The organism is Paenibacillus silvestris, from assembly GCF_009882985.1.
Classification (GTDB): domain Bacteria; phylum Bacillota; class Bacilli; order Paenibacillales; family NBRC-103111; genus Paenibacillus_E; species Paenibacillus_E silvestris.
In genome coordinates, this window is sequence record NZ_WTUZ01000001.1 from 103,939 (window position 1) to 126,591 (window position 22,653).

The 22,653-nt window shown below is 52.2% G+C and carries 3 protein-coding genes and 1 pseudogene (1 of these 4 only partly in view); all 4 read left to right on the forward strand.

Going from position 1 to position 22,653, the window contains the following annotated elements:
* Positions 1-77: 77 nt before the first annotated feature.
* The gene (locus GQF01_RS00225; protein ID WP_161404606.1) at positions 78-1,838 is read left to right on the forward strand and encodes a condensation domain-containing protein; all 1,761 of its coding nucleotides are present in this window, start codon (positions 78-80) and stop codon (positions 1,836-1,838) included.
* Positions 1,739-2,999: pseudogene (locus GQF01_RS36535) on the forward strand (amino acid adenylation domain-containing protein); the annotation flags it as partial. The gene GQF01_RS00225 and the pseudogene GQF01_RS36535, both read left to right, overlap by 100 nt.
* Complete coding sequence (locus GQF01_RS00235; protein ID WP_161404612.1) at positions 2,985-17,111, forward strand: non-ribosomal peptide synthetase; 14,127 nt, start codon at positions 2,985-2,987, stop codon at positions 17,109-17,111. The pseudogene GQF01_RS36535 and the gene GQF01_RS00235, both read left to right, overlap by 15 nt.
* A 15-nt stretch (positions 17,112-17,126) precedes the next feature.
* A protein-coding gene (locus tag GQF01_RS00240) for a non-ribosomal peptide synthetase (RefSeq protein WP_161404615.1) crosses the window boundary here: on the forward strand, positions 17,127-22,653 show its 5' portion. Its footprint extends 371 nt past the window's final position; 5,527 of the gene's 5,898 nt are visible here — the first part of the coding sequence; it begins with the start codon at positions 17,127-17,129; its stop codon lies beyond the right edge, outside the window.

Here is a 22,653-nt window from a genome sequence, read left to right on the forward strand (position 1 = left end):
GCTACACCTTATCTTGTTCAGCTTACATCATGAGGTCAATACCTTTTTAGAGACTACGAACTGGGAGTGGAATGAGAATGAATCCAAAAATAGAGATACAGAATGTGTATCCGCTGACACCACTGCAGGAAGGGATGCTCTTTCACACCCTATGGGATCAACAGTCGGGCGCTTATGTGGAGCAAATGCAGGTAGAATTGACAGGGCAGATCGATATCGGGGATTTTCAGGAAGCCTATGCACAGTTGGTGGCCCGGCATGATGTGCTGCGCACTGTGTTTAAATATACGAACGTCGAGAAGCCGCTGCAGGCGGTGTTGAAGGAGGCGGGCGTCCGTCTGCAGACAGAAGACATCCGTCATCTGGAGGATGCGCCAAGGGAAGCGTACGTGCAGGCGTTCCGGGAAAAGGATGCGCAGCGCGGATTCACGCCGACAAAGGAAATCCCGATTCGCCTCTTTCTGCTGCGCACAGGGGATAGGCATTATACGCTCTTGCTCAGCTTTCATCACATTATTCTGGATGGATGGTCGTTAAGCGTCGTGCTGCAGGAGCTGTTTACGCTGTATAACAGTTTGCGTTTGAAGCAGCCTGCAGTGCTCGGACCGACTTTTGCCTATGGCGAGTATGTCCGCTGGCTGGCCCGTCAGGATCAGCTTGCGGCAGCCGCTTACTGGAAGGAAACATTAGCCGGCTACGAAAGTTCAGCGAGCTTGCCCAAGGCGGGAGTGTCTTCCGGGAAACGGAAGACAGCAGCTGTGCAGCGCTTTAGCTTGGATGAGCAGCTGACCTCGGAGCTGCAGATGTTGGCGCACGCGCATAACGTTACGCTGGCCACCGTTTTTCAAACGTTGTGGGGCACGCTGCTGCAGCGCTATAACGCGAGCGACGATGTCGTATTCGGCACCGTCGTCTCCGGGCGTCCATCCAGTTTGCCGGGCATTGAACGCGCGGTAGGGATGTTTATTCAGACCGTGCCGGTGCGGCTGCAAAGCGCAGGGCGTACATTTGCCGAGCTGCTAAGGATCATGCACAGTGCCATGCTGGAGGCGGGGGAGCACGGGCATTACCCGCTGTATCAGATACAAGCGGATACGAAGCGTCAGCAGGAGCTGTTCGATCATGTCGTGGCGTTTGAGAACTATCCGCTGGATAAAGGGGCACTGACCCATGGACAGACGGGATGCACGGTCACGGACTATGCGTGGCATGAGCAGACGCATTATGACTTTCACCTGATTGTGCTGCCGGACAAAGAACTGGCCATCCAGATCTACTACGATCCGGAAGTGATGGATGCGGCTGTCATAGGCAGACTGGAAGATCACCTGAAGCAGCTGGCGCGAGGAGCCGTTGCAGATGCGAATCGATTGGCAGCGGAGCTTGAGCTGCTGACGGAAGAAGAAACGGGACAACTGTTGAACCAGTGGAACAACAGGCAGGCGGATTACCCGCGCGAAGAGACGCTGTCCAGCTTATTCGAGGCTTGCGTGGCGGCGGGGCCAGAGCGCATAGCGGTTGTAGGGGAAAGCAGCCGCCTGACTTACGGCGAGCTGAACCGCCGAGCGAATCAGCTGGCAAGGAAGCTGCGGGAAGAAGGCGTAGGCAAGGATGTTCGGGTCGCGCTGCTGATGGAGCGCTCGCCGGAGATGCTCGTTGGCATCCTTGCGGNTACTGAAGGCAGGCGGCGCGTATGTGCCNGATTGATCCCGACTACCCGCTGGAGCGGATTCGCTATATCGTTGGCGACAGCAGCTCAGCCGTGCTGTTGTCGGACCGCGTGCTGTCCGCTGATGAGCAGGAGGGACTGTTCTTTGAACAGCCTGTGCGACTGGTGACGACCGCAGATAGCGACTTGGCGGTGCGTTCAGGCGAGAATTTGCCTGCGGTCCATGGTCCGGACAGCCTGGCGTACGTGCTGTACACGTCGGGAACGACGGGCGTGCCTAAGGGCGTGATGATCGAGCACCGGAACGTTGTGCAGCTTCTGCACAACGACCAGCTGCCGTTCGACTTCGGGGCCGAGGATGTATGGAGCGTGTTCCATGCGTACGGTTTTGATTTCTCGGTCTGGGAAATGTACGGGGCGCTGCTGTATGGCGGACGCTGCGTGATCGTACCGAGAGCGGTCGCGCAAAGTCCGGCTGCCTTCCTGGAGCTGCTGATCGCCGAACGGGTTACGGTGCTGAACCAGACACCGACGGCGTTCTATGGTCTGATCCGGGAAGCGTGCGAAGGATCGAAAGGATTGAAGCAGCCGAAGCTGGCCGTAAGGTATGTGATCTTCGGAGGCGAAGCGCTGCAGCCGCAGATGCTGAAGCCATGGAAAGCGGCGTACCCGGAGATTACGCTGGTGAACATGTACGGAATTACGGAAACGACGGTGCATGTGACGTATAAGGAAATGACGGAAGCGGAGATGGCAGTGAAGCAGAGTGTGATCGGTCTCCCGCTGCCGACGGTTACAGGCTATGTGATGGACAGCGCCAGACGGCTTGTGCCAATTGGCGTAGCTGGAGAGCTGTACGTAGGCGGAGACGGCGTGGCGCGCGGTTACTTAAACCGCGATGAGCTGACCGAGGAGCGGTTCGTGACCAATCCGTACAGGCCGCAAGAGCGGTTATATCGGTCCGGCGATTTAATGAAGCGCCGGGCGGATGGCGAGCTGGAATATCTAGGCCGGATTGACCATCAGGTCAAAATTCGCGGTCACCGAATTGAGATTGGCGAAGTGGAGCATCGTCTGCTCAGCCATCCCTTTGTGCAGGAAGCGACGATTCTTGCCCAAGAGCTTCAGGGACAGACCGAGCTGTGCGCTTATGTCGTGCTGAGAGAGGACGTAACGATTAGCGAGCTGCGGACGCATATGCAAGCGGGACTTCCCGCTTACATGGTGCCATCGCATTATATCCGCCTAGAGCAGATTCCACTNTGAAACACCGCTGCAAGCGGAGCTGGCAGGCATCTGGCAGGACGTGCTCGGCGTGAAGGAGGTCGGGATTCACGATAACTTCTTCGACTTAGGCGGCCACTCGCTGAAAGCGACGCTGTTAGTTTCACGCATGTATAAGCAGCTGGATATCCAAGTCCAGCTGCGCGACGTATTCCGCTATCCGACGATTGAAGCGCTGGACGCTGCCATGCAGGAGATGCAGGCGGTTGCGTATCTGGCGATTAAGCCGGCTGAGCCAAGAGAAACGTATCCCGTCACATCGCAGCAAAAACGGCTGTACGTGCTCCAGCAGCTCGAAGGCGCAGAGACGAGCTACAACATGCCGGCTGTGCTGGAGGTGCAGGGCAGCATGGATCGCCAGCGCTTCGAGCAAGCGCTGAACGCTCTCGCAGCGCGCCATGAAGCGCTGCGGACGTCGTTTGAGCTGTTGGGCGGCGAAGCCGTGCAGCGGATTCATCCATCTGTGGAGCTTTCGGTGCGCTATATGCAAGCCAGCGAAGCCGAAGCGGCTGAGCAGATTGCCGAATTTGTGCGTGCGTTCGATATAAGCCAAGCCCCGTTGATGCGTGTGGGTTTGATGACACTAACAGAAGATCGTCACCTACTGCTGTTCGATATGCATCACATCATCTCCGACGGGATGACGCTGAACGTGCTGATTGGCGACTGGCTCCGGCTGTATGAAGGGCAGACGCTCTCCCCGCTGAAGCTGCAGTATAAAGATTATGCTTGCTGGCAGCAGGAGCTGGCGGAGCAAGGCGCACTGCAGAAGCAGGAAGCGTACTGGATGGAGCAGCTGTCAGGCGAATTGCCGCTGCTGGATGTACCCGTCGACTTTGCGAGGCCGTCTATTCGCAGTTTTGAGGGGGACAGCGTGCGCTTTACCCTGGACAAGCTATTAACCGAACAGCTGACGAAGCTGGCTAAAGAAAGCGGAGCGACGCTATATATGGTGCTGCTTGCGGCCTATACCGCCTTCCTGTCACGCCTTAGCGGTCAGGAGGAAGTGTTGGTCGGCTCTCCGATTGCCGGAAGACCGCATGCGGAGCTGGAACCGATTGCGGGGATGTTCGTGAACACGTTAGTGCTCAGAACGCGTCCGGAGAAACAGCTAACCTTTGCCGATTACGTGCAGGAGGTTAAGCAGATGGCGCTGGCAGCCTTTGAACATCAGGACTATCCGTTCGAGCTTTTGGTGGATAAGGTAGCGACGCGTCGGGATTTAAGCCGGAATCCGTTGTTTGACGCAATGTTCGTGCTGCAAAACATGGAGCTCCAGCAGCTGCAGACGACAGAATTTCATTTAAAAGAGACCACTTATACACATCAAGTGTCTAAATTTGATCTAACCTTAACGGTAACGCAGAAGCAAGATGAACTTGATTGTACGTTCGAGTACAGCACGGCGCTGTTCCAGCGGGACACAATTGAGCGGTGGGCTGGACACTTCATGACTCTCGTGCAAAGCGTAACGCTTCATCCGCGTCTCACGCTTGATTCGGCGAAGCTTATGAGCGATCAGGACATAGAGCAGGTTATCGAGGAGTTTAATGACACAGCAGCTGAATTCCAACAGGGGAAAATGATTCATCACCTATTCGAGGAACAAGCAGCGCGCACGCCGGAACGTCTGGCAGTGATCCATGAGCATACGCAGCTGACGTACCGAGAGTTGAACGAAAGAGCGAACCGTTTGGCCTGGACGCTGCGCCAGAAGGGAATCGGAGCGAACGATGTCGTGGGCGTATGCACGGAGCGTTCGCCGCACATGCTGGCAGGCATCCTGGCGATCCTGAAAGCTGGGGGCGCGTATGTGCCGATGACACCGGATTTGCCGGAAGGTCGCCTGGCTTACATGCTGGCGGACAGCGGAGCGAAGTTGGTGCTGACAGAGCGCCGATTGGCGGAAAAGCTGGGCAGTGAAGCGCCGGATATCCTTTGCCTGGATGAAGAGAGCGCCTACGCTGAGGATAGCTCTAACTTGCCGGAGACGGCGGATGGGATCAATGACCGATCACTAGCGTACATCATCTATACGTCGGGCTCAACCGGTCAGCCAAAAGGCGTTATGGTAGAGCATGCCTCCGTCGTCAACCTTTTGTATGCGCTCCAAGCGGAATATCCACTGCAATCTGAGGACCGTTTCTTGTTGAAAACAACCTTTACCTTCGACGTTTCGGTGCCGGAGCTGTTTGGCGGTTTCCTGACGGGAGCAGCGCTGGTCATCCTACCTGACGGTCAGGAGAAGGATCCGGAAGCGATCGCGCATACGATTCAGCAGCACAGCGTGACACACATCAACTTTGTGCCGTCGATGCTGCGTGCTTTCTTGCAGGTGCAGCCCGGTGGCTGGATGTCCGGATTGAAGTATGTGTTTGCAGCGGGTGAGGCCTTGGCACCGGATTTGGTGCAAAGCTTCTATACCCAAATGGATGGAGCGGAATTGATTAACATTTACGGTCCGACGGAAGGCACCGTGTACGCGACGGGTGAGCGATTGCGCGCCGATACGAGCATGGTTCGTGTTCCGATTGGTCGTCCGCTGGCTAACGTGCGGGCGTATGTGATTGACACAGCGGGCCATCTGCAGCCAGTTGGCATTGCTGGGGAACTATGTCTGGCTGGCGCTGGCCTAGCAAGAGGATACGTCAATCAGCCGGAGCTGACGGCGGAGAAGTTCACCCGGAGCCTGGTTACGGGGGAGCGGATGTACCGCACGGGCGATCTGGTGCGCTGGCTGGCTGACGGCAGCATCGAGTATTTGGGGCGCATGGATCATCAGGTGAAAATTCGCGGGTACCGCATCGAGCTTGGAGAGATCGAAGCGGCTCTGCTGCAGCTGGAAGCCGTCCGCGAGGCGACGGTCATCGACCGTGAGGAAGGCGGAGAGCGAATCCTGTGTGCCTACGTCACAGCATCGCGCGAGCTGACGGTATCCGGGCTGCGTGCGGAGCTGTCGCAGAGCTTGCCGTCCTACATGATCCCGGCAGCGTTCGTGCAGCTGGAGCGATTGCCGCTGACGACCAGCGGTAAAATCGATCGCAAAGCGCTGCCTGCGCCAGACGAGAGCAGCCTTAATACCGGTGTGACTTACGTGGCTCCGGTAACGCCGCTGCAAGCGAAACTATCCGATATCTGGCAGGACGTGCTAAGCGTGAAGCAGGTCGGGATTCACGATAGCTTCTTCGACCTTGGCGGCCACTCGCTGAAAGCGACTCAACTCATCTCTAAGATGCACAAGCAGCTGGAAGTTCAGGTCCCGCTGCGCGACGTGTTCCGCTATCCGACGATTGAAGCGCTGGCCGCTGCCATGCAGGAGATGCAGGTGAGTGCCTATACGGCGATTAAGCCAGCTGAGCCAAGAGAAACGTATCCCGTCACGTCGCAGCAAAAACGGCTGTACGTGCTCCAGCAGCTCGAAGGCGCAGAGACGAGCTACAACATGCCGGCTGTGCTGGAAGTGCAGGGCAGCATAGATCGCCAGCGCTTCGAGCAAGCGCTGAACGCTCTCGTAGAACGTCACGAAGCGCTGCGGACGTCGTTTGAGCTGGTAGACGGCGAAGCCGTGCAGCGAATTCATCCGACCGTGGAGCTTTCGGTACGCTATATGCAAACCAGCGAAGAGGAAGTCGCTGAGCAGATTACAAGCTTTGTGCGCGCGTTCGATATAAGTCAAGCCCCGCTGATGCGTGTGGGCCTGATGACACTAACACAAGACCGTCACCTGCTCTTGTTCGATATGCATCACATCATCTCCGACGGGATGACGCTGAATCTGCTGATCAGCGATTGGCTGCGGCTGTATGAAGGGCAGACGCTCTCCCCGCTGAAGCTGCAGTATAAGGACTACGCCTGCTGGCAGCGGGAGCTGGAGGAGCAGGGCGCGCTGCAGAAGCAGGAAGCGTACTGGCTGGAGCAGTTATCGGGTGAACTACCGCTGCTGGATGTACCCATTGACCATCCAAGACCGTCTATCCGCAGTTTTGAGGGAGACAGCGTGCGCTTTACCGTGGATAAGCTGCTAACCGGACAGCTGACGAAGCTGGCCAAAGAAAGCGGAGCGACGCTATATATGGTGCTGTTCGCTGCCTATACCGCCTTCCTGTCACGCCTCAGTGGTCAGGAGGAAATGTTAGTCGGCTCTCCGATTGCCGGAAGGCCGCATGCGGATCTGGAACCGATCGCGGGGATGTTCGTGAACACGTTAGTGCTCAGAACCCGCCCGGAGAAACAGCTCACCTTTGCCGATTACGTGCAGGAGGTTAAGCAGGTTGCGCTGGCAGCCTTTGAGCATCAGGACTATCCGTTTGAGCTTCTGGTGGATAAGGTGGCGACGCATCGAGATTTAAGCCGGAATCCGTTGTTTGACGCGATGTTCGTGCTGCAAAACATGGAGCTGCAGCAGCAGTTCCATACAGCAGATTTCCGTCTAATCGAAAGGGCCTATTCGCATCAAGTATCCAAATTTGATTTGACGCTATCAATTATTGAAGTAGACAATCAATTCGATTGTACGTTTGAATACAGCACGGCGCTGTTCCAGCGAGAAACGATGGAGCGGTGGGCAGATTATTTCGTTCGGGTTCTTCGCACTTTAGTCGAACATCCGAATACATCACTTGCCAGCATCAACCTGCTTAGCGAGAAAGAGCAAAATCAGCTTCTTACGGCACACAACAGCACATGGACAGACTATCCGAGGAATCAAACGCTGCATGCGCTGTTCGAAGAGCGTGCTGCCAGCGGGCCTGAACGAACGGCTTTAATTTTCGAAGACACGTCCCTCACCTACAGGGAATTGAATGCAAAAGCAAATCAGCTTGCTCATATTTTGCGGAGAAAAGGAGTGCAAGCCGACGACACAGTGGGACTACTGACCGATCGGTCGCCGGAGATGATCATAGGTATTCTTGCCATTTTAAAAGCAGGCGGCGCGTATGTTCCCCTTGATCCGGAAAATCCCGCATCGCGAATTCGTTACATCCTTGAGGATAGCGGAGCCACGATGCTGCTTACACGAAGTCAACTATTTGATCTAGCCGAAGAAGCTTTCAGCAGCAGAGAGATATTGTCTCTTGACGACCATCATGCCTGGATTCATGAGAAAGATTGTAATCTGGAGCCTAATAATACGGCAAATCATCTTGCCTATGTCATGTATACGTCGGGAACAACCGGGCAGCCGAAAGGAATTCTGACCACGCACGCTAATATTTCCCGGGTGATAATGTGCACAAATTACATAGAAATCAGTGAAGATGACGTGCTGCTGGGCATATCTAATTACGTGTTTGATGGATCGACGTTTGATATTTATGGTGCACTCCTGAATGGCGCTTCACTTGTATTAGCTTCCAAGGAAAGGGTGCTGGATATTCCGCGCCTTCCCAAATTCGTCCATGAGCATGGCATAACCGTATTTTTCTCGCCTACAGCCTTGTTCAATGCGCTAATGGATACAGATATCCACGATCTTCGAGATGTTCGTACAATTGTCATTGGCGGCGAGAAAGCTTCTGTTAACCATGTTCGTAAAGCGATCGAAACGCTCGGGCCGGGCTCGGTTATCAATGGCTATGGACCGACAGAAACGACCGTATTTGCAACGGCGTATCAGGCTCATCAGATTATAGACGGGGCGTCAGCGATACCGATTGGCAAGCCGCTTAGCAACACAATGTCCTATATTTTAAACCCTTGTGGCTTGCTGCAGCCAATTGGCGTACCGGGAGAATTGTACATCGGGGGAGAAGGGGTAGCCAGAGGATACCTCAATCTGCCAGAGCTAACAGCGGAAAAGTTTGTAGATAATCCATTTCAGCCAGGCGGTAAAATGTATCGTACCGGAGACATGGCAAGGTGGAAGAAGGACGGGACCATTGAATATTTGGGACGTCTGGATCATCAGGTTAAAATTCGTGGTTACCGGATTGAATTGGGGGAAGTAGAAGCTAAATTGATGAAGCAAGCGTCAGTACGTGATGCGGTAGTGCTGGATTTGGAAAATGGGAGTGGGGAGCGATATCTCTGCGCTTATGTGACAGCAGATCGTGCTTTGGTTGCCTCTGAACTGCGCACTGAGCTGCGCACTGAGCTGCTAAAGAGCTTGCCGCATTTCATGGTCCCTGCCGTGTTCGTACAGCTGGAGCACATTCCGCTGACGGCGAACGGCAAAACAGATCGCAAAGCCCTGCCTGCGCCCGATGACGGCAATCTCGGTAATCCTTTAACGTACACGGCTCCAACGACGAAACTGCAGGCGCAGTTGGCGGAAATTTGGCAAGAAGTGCTTGAGGTCCGGCAAGTAGGCATTCATGATCACTTCTTCGAGCATGGCGGTCATTCCTTAAAAGCCACTTTGTTAGCTGCACGCATCCATAAGCACTTGGGCATTCAAGTACCGCTGCGGGATGTGTTTCGTTATCCAACCATTCATGAGCTGGCTTGCACGATGGAAGAAATGAATGTAAGCATCTATGCTGAAATCCCGCAAGCAGAAGCGCTGGACCTGTATCCTGTCACTTCCCAGCAGAAGCGGCTTTATGTACTGGAGCAATTGTCTGATGCAGGGACAAGTTACAACATGCCTATTGTCATGTCATTAGAAGGCAAAGTTGACCGTGAGCGCTTCGCGCAGGCGTTTCACCAGCTCGCAGCGCGTCATGAATCGCTTCGGACTTCATTTGAGCTTAGAGATGGAGAGCCGATGCAGCGGATTCATGCGGACTTGAAGCTTGATGTAAACTTCCTGCTAGCGGATGAGATCGAAGCGGCGACAGCGATCGCTGGCTTTGCGCGCTCTTTTAATTTGAGTCAAGCTCCGCTAGTGCGTGTTGGACTGATTACGATAACGGAAGACCGTCACCTGCTGCTGTTTGACATGCATCATATCGTTTCGGATGGATTGACGCTGAAGCTGCTAATCAGGGATTGGCTCCGGCTGTATGAAGGGCAGGAGCTGTCCCCGATGAAGCTGCAGTACAAGGACTATGCCTGTTGGCAGCAGGAGCTTATGCAGAAGGGGACGCTGAAGCAGCAGGAAGCTTACTGGCTGGAGCAGCTCTCAGGAGAGCTGCCGCTGCTGGAGCTGCCAGCTGATTGGAGCAGACCGCCCGTTCGCAGCTTTGAGGGAGATCGCGTAAGCGTTACGCTTAACGAGAGCTTGACCTGTGAGCTTAACAAGCTGGCCAAGGAAACGGGAACAACACTGTACATGCTGCTGCTCGCTGCATATAGCGCGCTGCTGTCGCGTCTGTCCGGTCAGGAGGAGATTATTGTCGGCTCGCCGATAGCCGGAAGGCCGCATGCGGATTTGGAGCCGATCGCAGGGATGCTTGTGAACACCCTCGTGATGCGGACATATCCAGAAGGCAAACGGTCATTCATGGCCTATTTGCAGGATGTCAAGCAAGCAGCACTGGCTGCTTATGAGCATCAGGACTATCCCTTCGAGCTTGTGGTGGAGAAGGCGGCGATCAACCGAGATATGAGCCGCAATCCGCTGTTTGATACCATGTTCATGTTGCAACATAAAGAGCAGGAACATTTTCAAACGACTGATTTTCTCTTGAGTGAACGACCCCATACCCATCAGATATCTAAATTTGATCTATCATTAACAGCTGCGGAAATGAACAACGAAATGGAATGCACGTTTGAATATGCGACTGCTTTGTTCAAGAGCGAAACGATAGAAAGATGGGCTGCACATTGGGTGAGCTTGCTGCAGAGCGCTGTCTTAAATCCACATCTTTTGCTTGAATCGCTGGAGCTGATGAGCGGGGAAGAGAAAGCGAAGCAGCTGCGGTTTAATGATACGGAAGCTCATTTTCCGCAGGGAGTAATGGTTCATCAACTGCTGGAACAACAAGCCGAACGTACACCGGATCGAGTAGCCGTGATAGATACAAATCGGCAGATCACCTTCAGGGAGCTGAATGAAAGAGCAAACAGTCTGGCACATACGCTCAGGCTGAAAGGCATTGAACAGGAAGCTGCCGTCGGCCTGATGACTTCGCGATCATTGGACATGCTGGTGGGCATATTGGGCATTATGAAAGCCGGAGGCGCCTATGTGCCGATTACACCGGAGCTGCCGAAGGAGCGTATAGCCTACATGCTAGGGGACAGCGGAACAAAGCTCGTGCTTGCCGAGAGCCGCTTCGCTGATCAGCTGGGCAGTGCACTGGAGGTTCTTCATCTGGATGAGAAGGATGCTTATTCAAAAGAGACTTCAAATCTGCCGACTGCACCAGACTGTGCGAAGAATTTGGCTTATATCCTATATACATCGGGGTCAACAGGCCAGCCCAAAGGGGTGATGGTGGAACACGCGTCTGTGGTGAACGTGCTCTATGCTTTGCAAGAGCAGTATCCATTGCAGCCGGAAGATCGTTTTCTGCTAAAAACGACGTTTACGTTCGATGTTTCTGTACCGGAGCTGTTCGGGGGCTTTCTGACCGGAGCAGCGCTGGTGATTTTGCCGGATGGTCAGGAAAAAGATCCAGAGGCGATTGCCCAAACGATCCTCCAATATGATGTGACGCATATTAACTTTGTGCCGTCCATGCTGCGCGCTTTCCTGCAGACGCAGTCGGTAAGTTCGGAAGCTGGAGGATTTCCCGTACTCAAGTACGTGTTTACGGCGGGAGAGGCGATCGCGCCGGAGCTGGTGCAAAGCTTTTATAGCCGTATGAATGGGCAGCAGTTAATCAATTTATATGGACCAACGGAAGGAACGGTCTATGCAACAGGTGAACTTCTGCTGGCTAACGACAACGCAGAGCGCATTTTGATAGGCCGACCTCTGCCCAACGTTAAGGCTTATGTCGTGTCTCGTTCTGGATCCATGCAGCCGATCGGAGTTGTTGGAGAACTCTGTCTTGGGGGAGTCGGTCTGGCCAGAGGATACGTCAATCAGGCGGAATTAACGGCTCAAAAGTTCGTGGAGGGCATGGCATTTACAGATGAGCGCCTATACCGTACAGGGGATTTGGTGAAATGGCTGCCTGACGGCCGAATTGCGTACTATGGGCGCATGGATCAACAGGTGAAAATTCGCGGGTACCGAATTGAAATCGGTGAAATCGAAGCGGCCCTGCTGGAAATAGAAGACATTAGCGAAGTTGTGATCACGGACCGCTGCGATGAAAGCGGAGAGAGATATCTTTGCGCTTACGTGACGGCTAAGCGTGAATGTACCGCATTTGAACTGCGGGCGGAGCTGTTAAAGGAGCTGCCTTCTTATATGATACCGGCAGTTTTCGTACAGCTGGCCTATATTCCACTGACGGCGAATGGCAAGATTGATCGCAAAGCACTTCCGGCTCCAGCGGATATCAGCTTAAACAGCGGTTTGACCTATACAGCGCCATCTACTCCGCTGCAAGCGCAATTAGTCAACATCTGGCAGGATGTGCTCGGCGTGAAGCAGGTCGGCATTCGGGATCATTTCTTTGACCTCGGCGGCCATTCGTTAAAGGCGATTTTGTTGGCTTCACGCATTCACAAACAGTTGGATATCCAGGTGTCTCTGCGGGAAGTTTTCCTCTATCCGACGATTGAAGAGTTGGCCAGTGCTTTGGGTCGAATGAATACGGATGTGTATGCCGAGATTCGAGTGGCACTTGCACTTGAGCGGGATGCGTATCCTGTGACTTCACAGCAAAAGCGGCTGTATGTGCTGCAGCAATTGGAAGAGACAAAGACAAGCTACAACATGCCGGCTGTAATGGAAGTGCAGGGTAGCCTGGATCGAGAAAGGCTCGGGAAGGCGTTTCAAGAGCTGGTTAACCGTCATGAAGTATTAAGAACCTCGTTTGAGCTGGTTCAAGGCGAGATTGTGCAGCGAATTCAACCAAGCGTTGACTTCCAAGTGAGCTACATGCTGGCAGGCGAAGAAGAAGCGGATGGGCTGATTGCCGGCTTTATGCGGCCGTTCGATTTGCGACAGGCTCCGCTGCTGCGTGCGGGTTTGATTACACTGGCTGATGAACATCATCTATTACTATTTGACATGCATCATATCATCTCAGACGGGTTGACGCAGAACCTGCTGATTGACGAATGGGTTCAGCTGTACGAAGGGAAAGAGCTGCCTCCTCTTATACTGCAATATAAAGACTATGCTTGCTGGCAGCAGGAGCTCGCGAAGCAGGGAGTGCTGGAGCAGCAGGAAGCATATTGGCTGGAACAGCTATCAGGTGAACTGCCGCAATTGGAACTGCCCGCTGATTTCGCCAGACCCGCGGTCCGAAGTTTCGAGGGAGACATCGTGTACTTTAAACTGGACCCGGTATGGAGCGGCAGGCTTAACAAGCTGGCGAAAGAAACGGAAGCTACGTTGTTTATGGTGCTTACGGCGATGTACACCGTATTCCTTTCGCGGATAACCGGCCAAGAGGACATTTGTGTCGGAACACCGGTTGCAGGAAGAACGCATGCAGATTTGGAACGGATCATGGGAATGTTCGTCAATACACTGGTGCTTCGCAATTATCCGAAGGGTGAAAAGACGTTCCTTGCGTTTCTGGCTGAAGTGAAGCAGCGGACAATTGAGCTTAGCGAGCATCAAGATTATCCGTTTGAGGAATTGCTTGAAAAGCTGGCAATAAGAAGGGACATCAGCCGCAATCCGTTATTCGATGCGATGTTCACTATGCAGCCAGATCCGTTTGCGATCAAAGCATCGGGGCTCCGCATCGCACCGTACGTGTTCGAACGCAAAACCTCAAAGTTCGATTTCACTTTAGAAGCGTCGGAGGGCAAAGAGGGCCTCAGCTTCAGCTTGGAGTACAGATCAGCTTTGTTTAAGCGCGAGACGATGGAGCGAATGACGGGCCACTTGAAGCAACTGCTAATGTCGCTTGTAAGTAATCCGAATGCAAGGCTTGACGAGCTTGAATTACTGTCTTTGGACGAGCAGCAGTTTATGCTTCAGGAATTTAATCATACGAAAGCTGAATACCCTAGGGAAAAGGCTGTTCATCAGCTATTTGAAGAACAGGTGGCGAGGACACCGGAGCGTGTAGCGGTTGTGTTTGAGGAACAACAGTGGACATACCGTGAATTGAATGCGAAAGCGAACCAGTTAGCCCGGCTTCTCAAGGCCAAGGGGGTACAGCAGGATCAGATTGTCGGCGTACTGCTGGAACGTTCTCCTAAGATGATTGTCGGTATCTTAGCCATTCTGAAAGCTGGGGGCGCGTATGTGCCGATGACGCCGGATTTGCCGGAAGGTCGCCTGGCTTACATGCTGGCGGACAGCGGAGCGAAGCTGGTGCTGACAGAGCGCCGATTGGCGGAGAAGCTGGGCAGCGAAGCGCCGGCTATCCTTTGCCTGGATGAGGAGAGCGCCTACGCTGATGATAGCTCCAACTTGCCGGAGACGGCGGCTGGAGTCAATGAACGGGCACTGGCATACATCATCTACACGTCGGGCTCAACCGGTCAGCCAAAAGGCGTTATGGTAGAGCATGCTTCCGTCGTCAACCTGCTGTATGCGCTGCAAGCGGAATATCCGCTGCAGCCCGAGGACCGCTTCCTGCTGAAAACGACTTTCACCTTCGACGTTTCGGTGCCGGAATTGTTCAGCGGCTTCCTGACGGGAGCGGCGCTGGTTATCCTGCCTGACGGTCAGGAGAAGGATCCGGAAGCGATCGCGCATACGATTCGTGAACACAATGTGACGCACATTAACTTTGTGCCGTCGATGCTGCGTGCTTTCCTGCAGATGCAACCCGGTGGCTCGATGTCCGGATTGAAGTATGTGTTTGCAGCGGGCGAGGCCTTAGCGCCAGATTTGGTGCAAAGCTTCTATCGCCAAATGAAGGGAACGGAACTGATTAACGTATACGGTCCGACCGAAGGCACCGTCTACGCGACGGGTGAGAGATTGCGAGCCGATCAGAGCATGGTTCGTGTACCGATTGGTCGCCCGCTGTCTAACGTGCGGGCGTACGTAATCGACGCAGCCGGAAACTTGCAACCAGTTGGCATTGCTGGGGAACTGTGCCTGGCTGGGGCTGGTCTTGCGAGAGGATACGTCAAACAGCCAGAGCTGACGGCGGAGAAGTTCACCCCGAGCCTGGTTACGGGGGAGCGGATGTACCGCACAGGCGACCTGGTGCGCTGGCTGCCTGACGGCCGCATCGAGTACTTGGGGCGGATGGATCATCAGGTGAAAATTCGCGGGTACCGCATCGAGCTCGGCGAGATCGAAGCGGCCTTGCTGCAGCTGGAAGCCGTCCGCGAGGCGACGGTCATCGACCGCGAGGAAGGCGGAGAGCGAATCTTGTGCGCCTATGTCACAGCATCGCGCGAGCTGACGGTATCTGGATTGCGTGCGGAGCTGTCGCAGAGCTTACCGTCCTACATGATCCCGGCAGCGTTCGTGCAGCTGGAGCGATTGCCGCTGACAAGCAGCGGCAAAATTGACCGTAAATCGCTGCCTGCCCCGATTGAGAGCAGTCTGAGCACCGGTGTGACTTACGCAGCACCGGAAACGCCGCTGCAAGAAGAGCTGGCTGCCATCTGGCAGGACGTGCTCGGCGTGAAGCAGGTCGGGATTCACGATAACTTCTTCGATCTTGGCGGGGATTCAATCAAGGCGTTGCAAATAGCATCAAGATTGTATCAACAGCACATGGAAGTATCGGTTAGAGACCTTTTGCAGCATCCGACAGTGAAGGAATTATCGCCATTTGTGCGTGTGGCAACAAGGCAAGTGGATCAAAGGGCTGTCACTGGCCAAGCTGATCTTCATCCCATTCAAAGCTGGTTTTTCGAGCAGCAATTTACGGAGCAGCAGCACTATAATCAGGCTTTCATCCTGTTTCGACAGGATGGATTTGACGAGGCCAAGATCATTCATGTATTTGACCGGATCGTAGAGCATCATGACGCGCTGCGTATGGTTTATAAGCAGGAGAACGGTTCATGGCTGCAAACCAATCGGGATACGGACGGGGAGTTTTTTCAGTGGCACAAGTATGATTGGCGGGATGAGCCGGATGATGAGAAGAGAATAAAAGACGAAGAGTATAAGATTCAAAGCAAGATGAATCTGGAAAAAGGGCCGCTAATGCAAGTCGCACTATTTCAGACAGACTCTGGCGATCACCTCTTAATAGCTATTCATCATCTGGTGGTAGACGGCGTATCATGGCGAATTCTCATGGAGGACTTTGCGGCGGGATATGCGCAATGTGAGCAGGGGCAGGAAATAAGCTTTCCAGCCAAAACCCATTCTTATTTGACATACACCAAACAGCTGCTCAGCTATGCGAAAGAGAGAGATTGGGCGTCAGAACGAGACTATTGGAGCAAAGTGAAGGAGGCTGCTGTTAGTACGCTGCCTAGGGATTTTTCTGTGGAGGGTCGTGAATGGAGCGACAGCCGGATGGTGCAAATGACATTGACGGAGCAGGAAACAGGGCAATTACTGAAGCAGGTTCACAGGGCTTTCAATATGGAAATTAACGATATTTTGCTGACTGCACTTGGTTTATCCCTTCATCAGTGGACGGGCGCCGCCAAGAAAGTAATTGCGCTCGAGGGCCATGGCCGTGAACCAATTTCGGATGATTGCGATATTTCCAGAACTGTAGGCTGGTTTACCTCTTTATTTCCGGTCATTGTTGATGTCAGTGCTTATGCGAAGTCTTCGGATGAGGATGGACTAATCTCTGCAATGAAATCAATGAAGGACAGTCTGAGGCGAATTCCGCAGAAGGGCCTTGGCTATGGGGTCATGCAATATATGGCCGGTGATCAGCACCCTGATACAGTTAGACTAAAGCCGGAAATATGCTTCAACTATTTAGGCCAGATGGACCAACCCACAGCGAAGCAACCATTTGAGATTTCTCATATACCTTCCTTAGCAATGAACAGCCGGCAAAATGATAGGCCGTATGCGCTTGACTTTTCAGCTATGGTAACGGGCGGAGTGTTCATGCTGCAAGTTCATTACAACAGGAATGAATATACGGAAGATACGGTTATTCAAATCATCGACTGGATAAAGATCTACTTGCTCCAAATGATTGAGCTGTGTGTACGGGTAGAGAACACAGAGAAAACATTGACGGATTACAGTGACGAGCAACTGACACAGGAAGCACTGGATAGTATAGCGGACATGATCGAATTACTGTAAAAGGGGTTGCTATCTTTGAGTCAAAAACCGGAAATCCAGGATATTTATCCTCTGTCCTATATGCAAAGGGGGATGCTGTTTCATTCGCTTGGGGCCGATCATTCGAGTGCCTATTTTCAGCAGGCTGAGTTTACGATCAAAGGGCGCTTGAGCATGGAACGGTTTCAACAAAGTCTGGATGCTATTATGCAAAAATACGATGTTTTCCGAACAGTGTTTGTGCACCAGAATATTCAAGGAATAACGGAGCCAAGACAGGTTGTTCTGACGAAACGTCAGTCAGCTGTCATCCATGAAGATATTTGCCAGCTGTCCAAAGCTGCCCAATCTCTATATATCAATGACTATAAGGTAAAAGATCAGGCAAGAGGGTTTGATTTGTCCAAGGATGTACTCTTAAGAGTGCATCTTTTGAAACTCGACGAGGATATATACAAGTGCATCTGGAGTCATCATCATATTTTGATGGATGGATGGTGCTTGGGAATCGTTCTGCAGGATTTCATGCGCGTCTATCAGGGCTTGGCGAATGGCTCGTCTGCTGCAAGCATCAGCAGGAATGAAGCCGTTCAGCCCTACAGCACTTATATCAAATGGTTAATGAAACGCGATAAACAAGCTTCAACCCGTTTCTGGGAAATGTATCTGAGCAATTACAGCAAGCAAGCGGGGGTTCCGGGCTTTCGGAAGACAGGTGGGGAAACCTACAAGCGGGATACGGTTCTTTTCCACCTTGAAGAAAGTGTGATCGATCGGTTGGCGGAGCTGGCCAAAGTCCATCAGGTAACACTTAGTACGATTTTCCAGACGATATGGGGGATACTGCTTCAAATCTACAACAACACCGATGATGTCATTTTTGGCAGCATTGTATCAGGAAGACCGTCTGAAATTGCCGGAATTGAGCAGATGGTCGGACTGTTCATTAATACGATACCGATGCGCATAACCGGTCGACATATGAGCTTTTCCGAGCTCACCCGGAAGGTTCAGGAGGCTTATCTTTCCGCAGAGTCCCACGTGTACCATCCCATTTATGAAATCCAGTCGCTGTCGGTATTGAAAAATGAGTTGTTTAATCATGTTATTAGCTTTGAAAATTTTCCCGTTGATGCGTTGATGGATCGTTCTCCGTCCCCCTCTGAATCGGGTTTTACGGTTGAAGACTTTACTTTTAGCGAGCAGACGCATTACGACTTCGATCTGACGATTGGTCCAGGCAAGTCATGGTTCGTCAAAATGGGTTTCAACGCGAATCGGTTTGATAGGGCATCTATTCTTCGGATTGAAGGACATTTCAAGCAGGCAATTCTCTGTGTGCTGGACAATCCACATGTGGCTGTGAATGAAATCGAGATCGTGACCGATGCTGAGAAGAAGATACTAAAGGATGATTTCAATGACACAGAAATGTCCAATCCGCAGGACAAAAAGACCATTCATCGGTGGTTTGAAGAGCAGGCGGACCTTACGCCAGAACGAACCGCTGTTGTCAGCTTGAACCAAACGTTTACCTATCTGCAGCTGGAGGAAAAGGCTAATCAAATTGCTGCAGGCTTATTGGATAACGGGGGGATTCATCCGGATACTTTAATCGGCATCCTGATGGATAACCGGTATGAACGGGTTGCTGCCATTCTTGGAGTGCTAAAGTCAGGGGGGGCTTACGTTCCACTGGACCCGGAGTTGCCTGAAGGACGACTAACGATGATTATGAAGGATGCGGGGATTCAAGCAGTCGTTTCTACGAAACGTCATGCACCTTTGTTAGAGCGTCTGCATCAGGACTACCCGGAGTTCCAAGCTTATCTCCTTCGTGAGAGTGATGAGACGGGTGAAGACTTCACAGCTGCATATCCGAAAGACCGGAGACCATCCGGCTCTCGACCGGAGCATCTGGCTTATGTGATTTACACATCAGGAACGACGGGCAAGCCGAAAGGGGTCATGGTCGAGCATCGTTCCTTGGCCAATCTGTGCCAGTGGCATAAGCAGCATTATCAGATTACTGAAGCGGATCACAGCACTTTGTATGCTGGATTCAGCTTTGATGCATCCGTATGGGAGTTGTTTCCCTATTTGGTCTGCGGAGCTGCCGTATATGCTGTACCTGCTGATATTCGCATGAATATAGAGGCTTTGAATGAATTTTATGAAAAAAACAGCATCACGGTCAGCTTTTTGCCAACTCAGCTCTGCGAGCAGTTTATGGAAGCAGACAATCGATCATTGCGCATATTGCTAACCGGGGGAGATCAATTAAGGCAGTATAAGCCCAATTCCTATACGCTGGTTAATAACTATGGACCGACGGAGAATACAGTTGTAGCTACTTGCAGTAACGTTGATCAAGTGACAGCTAGCATTCCTATCGGCAAGCCCATTGCCAATTGCCGAATTTATGTGTTAGGTGAGGGGCAGAAGCTTCTGCCGATAGGTGCGCCGGGTGAGCTTTGCATCGCAGGTGCGGGACTTGCGAGAGGTTATTTACACTTGCCTGAGATGACCTCTCAAAGGTTCGTTCAAGACCCTTTTTATGAGGGAGAACGGATGTACAGGACTGGGGATATCGCGAGGTGGCGACCAGATGGGCAAATAGAGTATCTGGGCCGTCTGGACCATCAGATAAAGGTTAGGGGCTACCGGATAGAGCTTGCTGAAATTGAGTCTCAGCTTCTACAAATGGATGGCGTTCATGAAGCGGTTGTCGTCGCAAAAGAGGATAAACACGGCCAAAATCAGCTCTATGCCTATGTAGTAGCGAGAGGCGGACTCATGGAGATCAAAGCTTGCTTATCGCAAACTCTTCCACAGTTTATGATGCCGGCCTATTGGGTCCAGCTGGAACGAATGCCTCTAACCGCAGGGGGGAAGATCGACCGCAAAGCGCTTCCAGAATCGCTTGACTTCAGTTCAGATGAAGCCTATGTCCCTCCAAGAACGAGTATAGAAAAACTACTGGTACATATTTGGCAGGATGTGTTGGATTGTCAAACCGTCGGCATCAACGATAACTTCTTCTATCTTGGCGGCGATTCGATTAAGGCCATTCAGGTTGCTTCAAGACTCCAGAAGGAGCGTTATAAACTGGAAATAAACGACTTATTTCGCTACCCGACAATTTCCATGCTTTCTTCCTGTATTCGCTCGACGGATCCACAGATCTCCCAACTTCCGGTGGAAGGAGAAGTTCATTTAACGCCCGTTCAACGCTCCTATATCGCTAAATCCTTTGATTCCTTGCACGGCAGATGCCAGTCGGTTCTGATTTATAAGGAGGATGGATTCAATGAGAGAGCAATTAAAGCGGCCTGGGCCTATCTCCTCACACATCACGACGTGCTGCGCACGGTCTTTTTGAATGAGAATAATCGCATTATGCAGTGGATTGGGGGGACTTTCACAGAGCGAGAGGAAGGATTTCTTTTCAAGGATTTTGTTGTTCAGGACGCGGGTAATGATCTGGAGAATATTCGTGCTGCAGAGCTCGAAATGCGTTCAGGCATTCAGATTGCCCATGGCCCACTAACAGCAATTGGGTTGGTTCACACCACGAATGGCGAATATTTAAGCATAACCATTCATCAATTACTGCTGGATAATAGCTCATGGTCCATATTGCTGCACGATTTTCACGATGCTTACATGCAGACGCTGCGTGGGGAAAATCTATTGCTTCCGAACAAAACAACTTCGTTCAAAGAGTGGTCGGAAGCTTGGCACAAGATGACCGTAAGCCGATTATCGAACGGAAAACCATTGAAGTATCGAGGTACAAGGCATGCTGAGAGTACCCTGTCCAAGTATCAGCCTGACAGCGATGATAGGAATGAAGCTTCCCTATTCACGGTTTCTATGTCTCAAGGGGAAACGCTAGCGATGTTGCACGAATCCGGGCGAGCTTATCATACGGAGCCTCAGGATATTCTTGTGACAGCTCTTATGCTGAGCATCACCCAATGGGAGGAGTCCGCCCATTTCACAGTGGAAGTTGAAGGAAATGGCAGAAGATCAGCAGGAGCAGGGATACGGCCTGATCGAACGGTCGGCAATTTTACAACAAAACATGCTTTGATTTTGCACAGGGACAGTACGGACGATCTCGGTCATCATTTTAAAACAGTGAAGGAAGCTCTGCGCCAATTGCACAAGCTTGGTGAAGTAGAAGATTCCGGGAGCTATGATTTTGGCTTTTCATATTTGGGAGAGATCGATAATCGGCGTGACAACCGGGAAGGGTTTCCCATTAGCGCTTTTATGCCAGAAAGCAATCCGGATCAACGGCTGTTTGTTCATGCCATTGTTCGGCAGGAGCAGCTTCAGGTTTCCTTTGTATATAGGAATCAAGAAATGAACGAAAATGACGTGAAGCAGATCTCCGTATTGTTTCTTGAGAGCTTGCGACAATTGATTCATCACAGCACGTCACAAATGAAGAGCGAATACACGCCATCTGATTACGGTTCTGTCGGCGCTCAATTGACGCTCGAAGGACTGCAGCAATGGCGTGATGAATTGTCAGCCCATTCAGCGGATGCTGCTATTCAGGCGATATATCCCCTTTCTCCGCTGCAGGAGGGCATGCTTTTTCATGCGCTGTATGAACCTGATTCGTTAGCTTATTTCGACCAGCTGGGCATGACTATTGTAGGGGAAGTAGATATTTCTGTTGTGGAGCAGAGTTTGGCAGCTGTCTGCAGCAGGCATGATATTATGCGAACTGTTTTTCGCCACAGCGGAAAAACAAGACCTTTGCAGGCCGTGCTGCAGGAGCGCCCATTGAGCTTTCATTATGAGGATTTGCGAAGGATGAGCGGCGAAGCAGGAGGAAGACGTATTGAGGAATACGGTGAGCAAGACAAGGCGAAAGGTTTCGATCTTGCAAGGGATACGCTAATACGTTTTGCCTTATTTCAAATGAGTAATAAGCAGTATAGGCTGATTTGGAGCTATCACCATATCTTAATCGACGGTTGGTGCCTGGGCATTCTTCTGAATGAGTTCCACGCGCATTACGTTGCTCATCTTCACGGAACCACTGCACAACTGCCGCCGACTCCGCCTTATGGCACCTACATCGAATGGCTGGAGCAGCAGGATCAGGTAGCATCGATCGGTTACTGGCGGGAGTATCTGGCGGATTATAATCAACGCGCGGTATTGCCGGTGCAAACAGAACAAGTGATGATAGCAGGTTATGAATTGGGTGTGCTGGAGTTCACCTTGGATGCCAGCCTCACAGCAGGTCTGGAAGATATTGCGCGCCGCAACCAAACGACGCTGAGTACCGTGCTGCAGGCAATCTGGGGCTTGATGCTGGCGACTTACAATCATTCAACGGATGTCGTGTTCGGGACGATTGTGTCTGGACGGCCAGCGGCGCTTGAAGGCGTGGAAACGATGGTCGGTCTGTTCATCAACGCCATACCGGTGCGGATGCAGCTGGAGCCGTCGGCAGCATTCAGCGAATTGCTGCAGCAGGTGCAGCAGCGAGCGCTGGAAACGGCGGCGCACGATTATGTGTCGCTGGCCGAGATTCAGG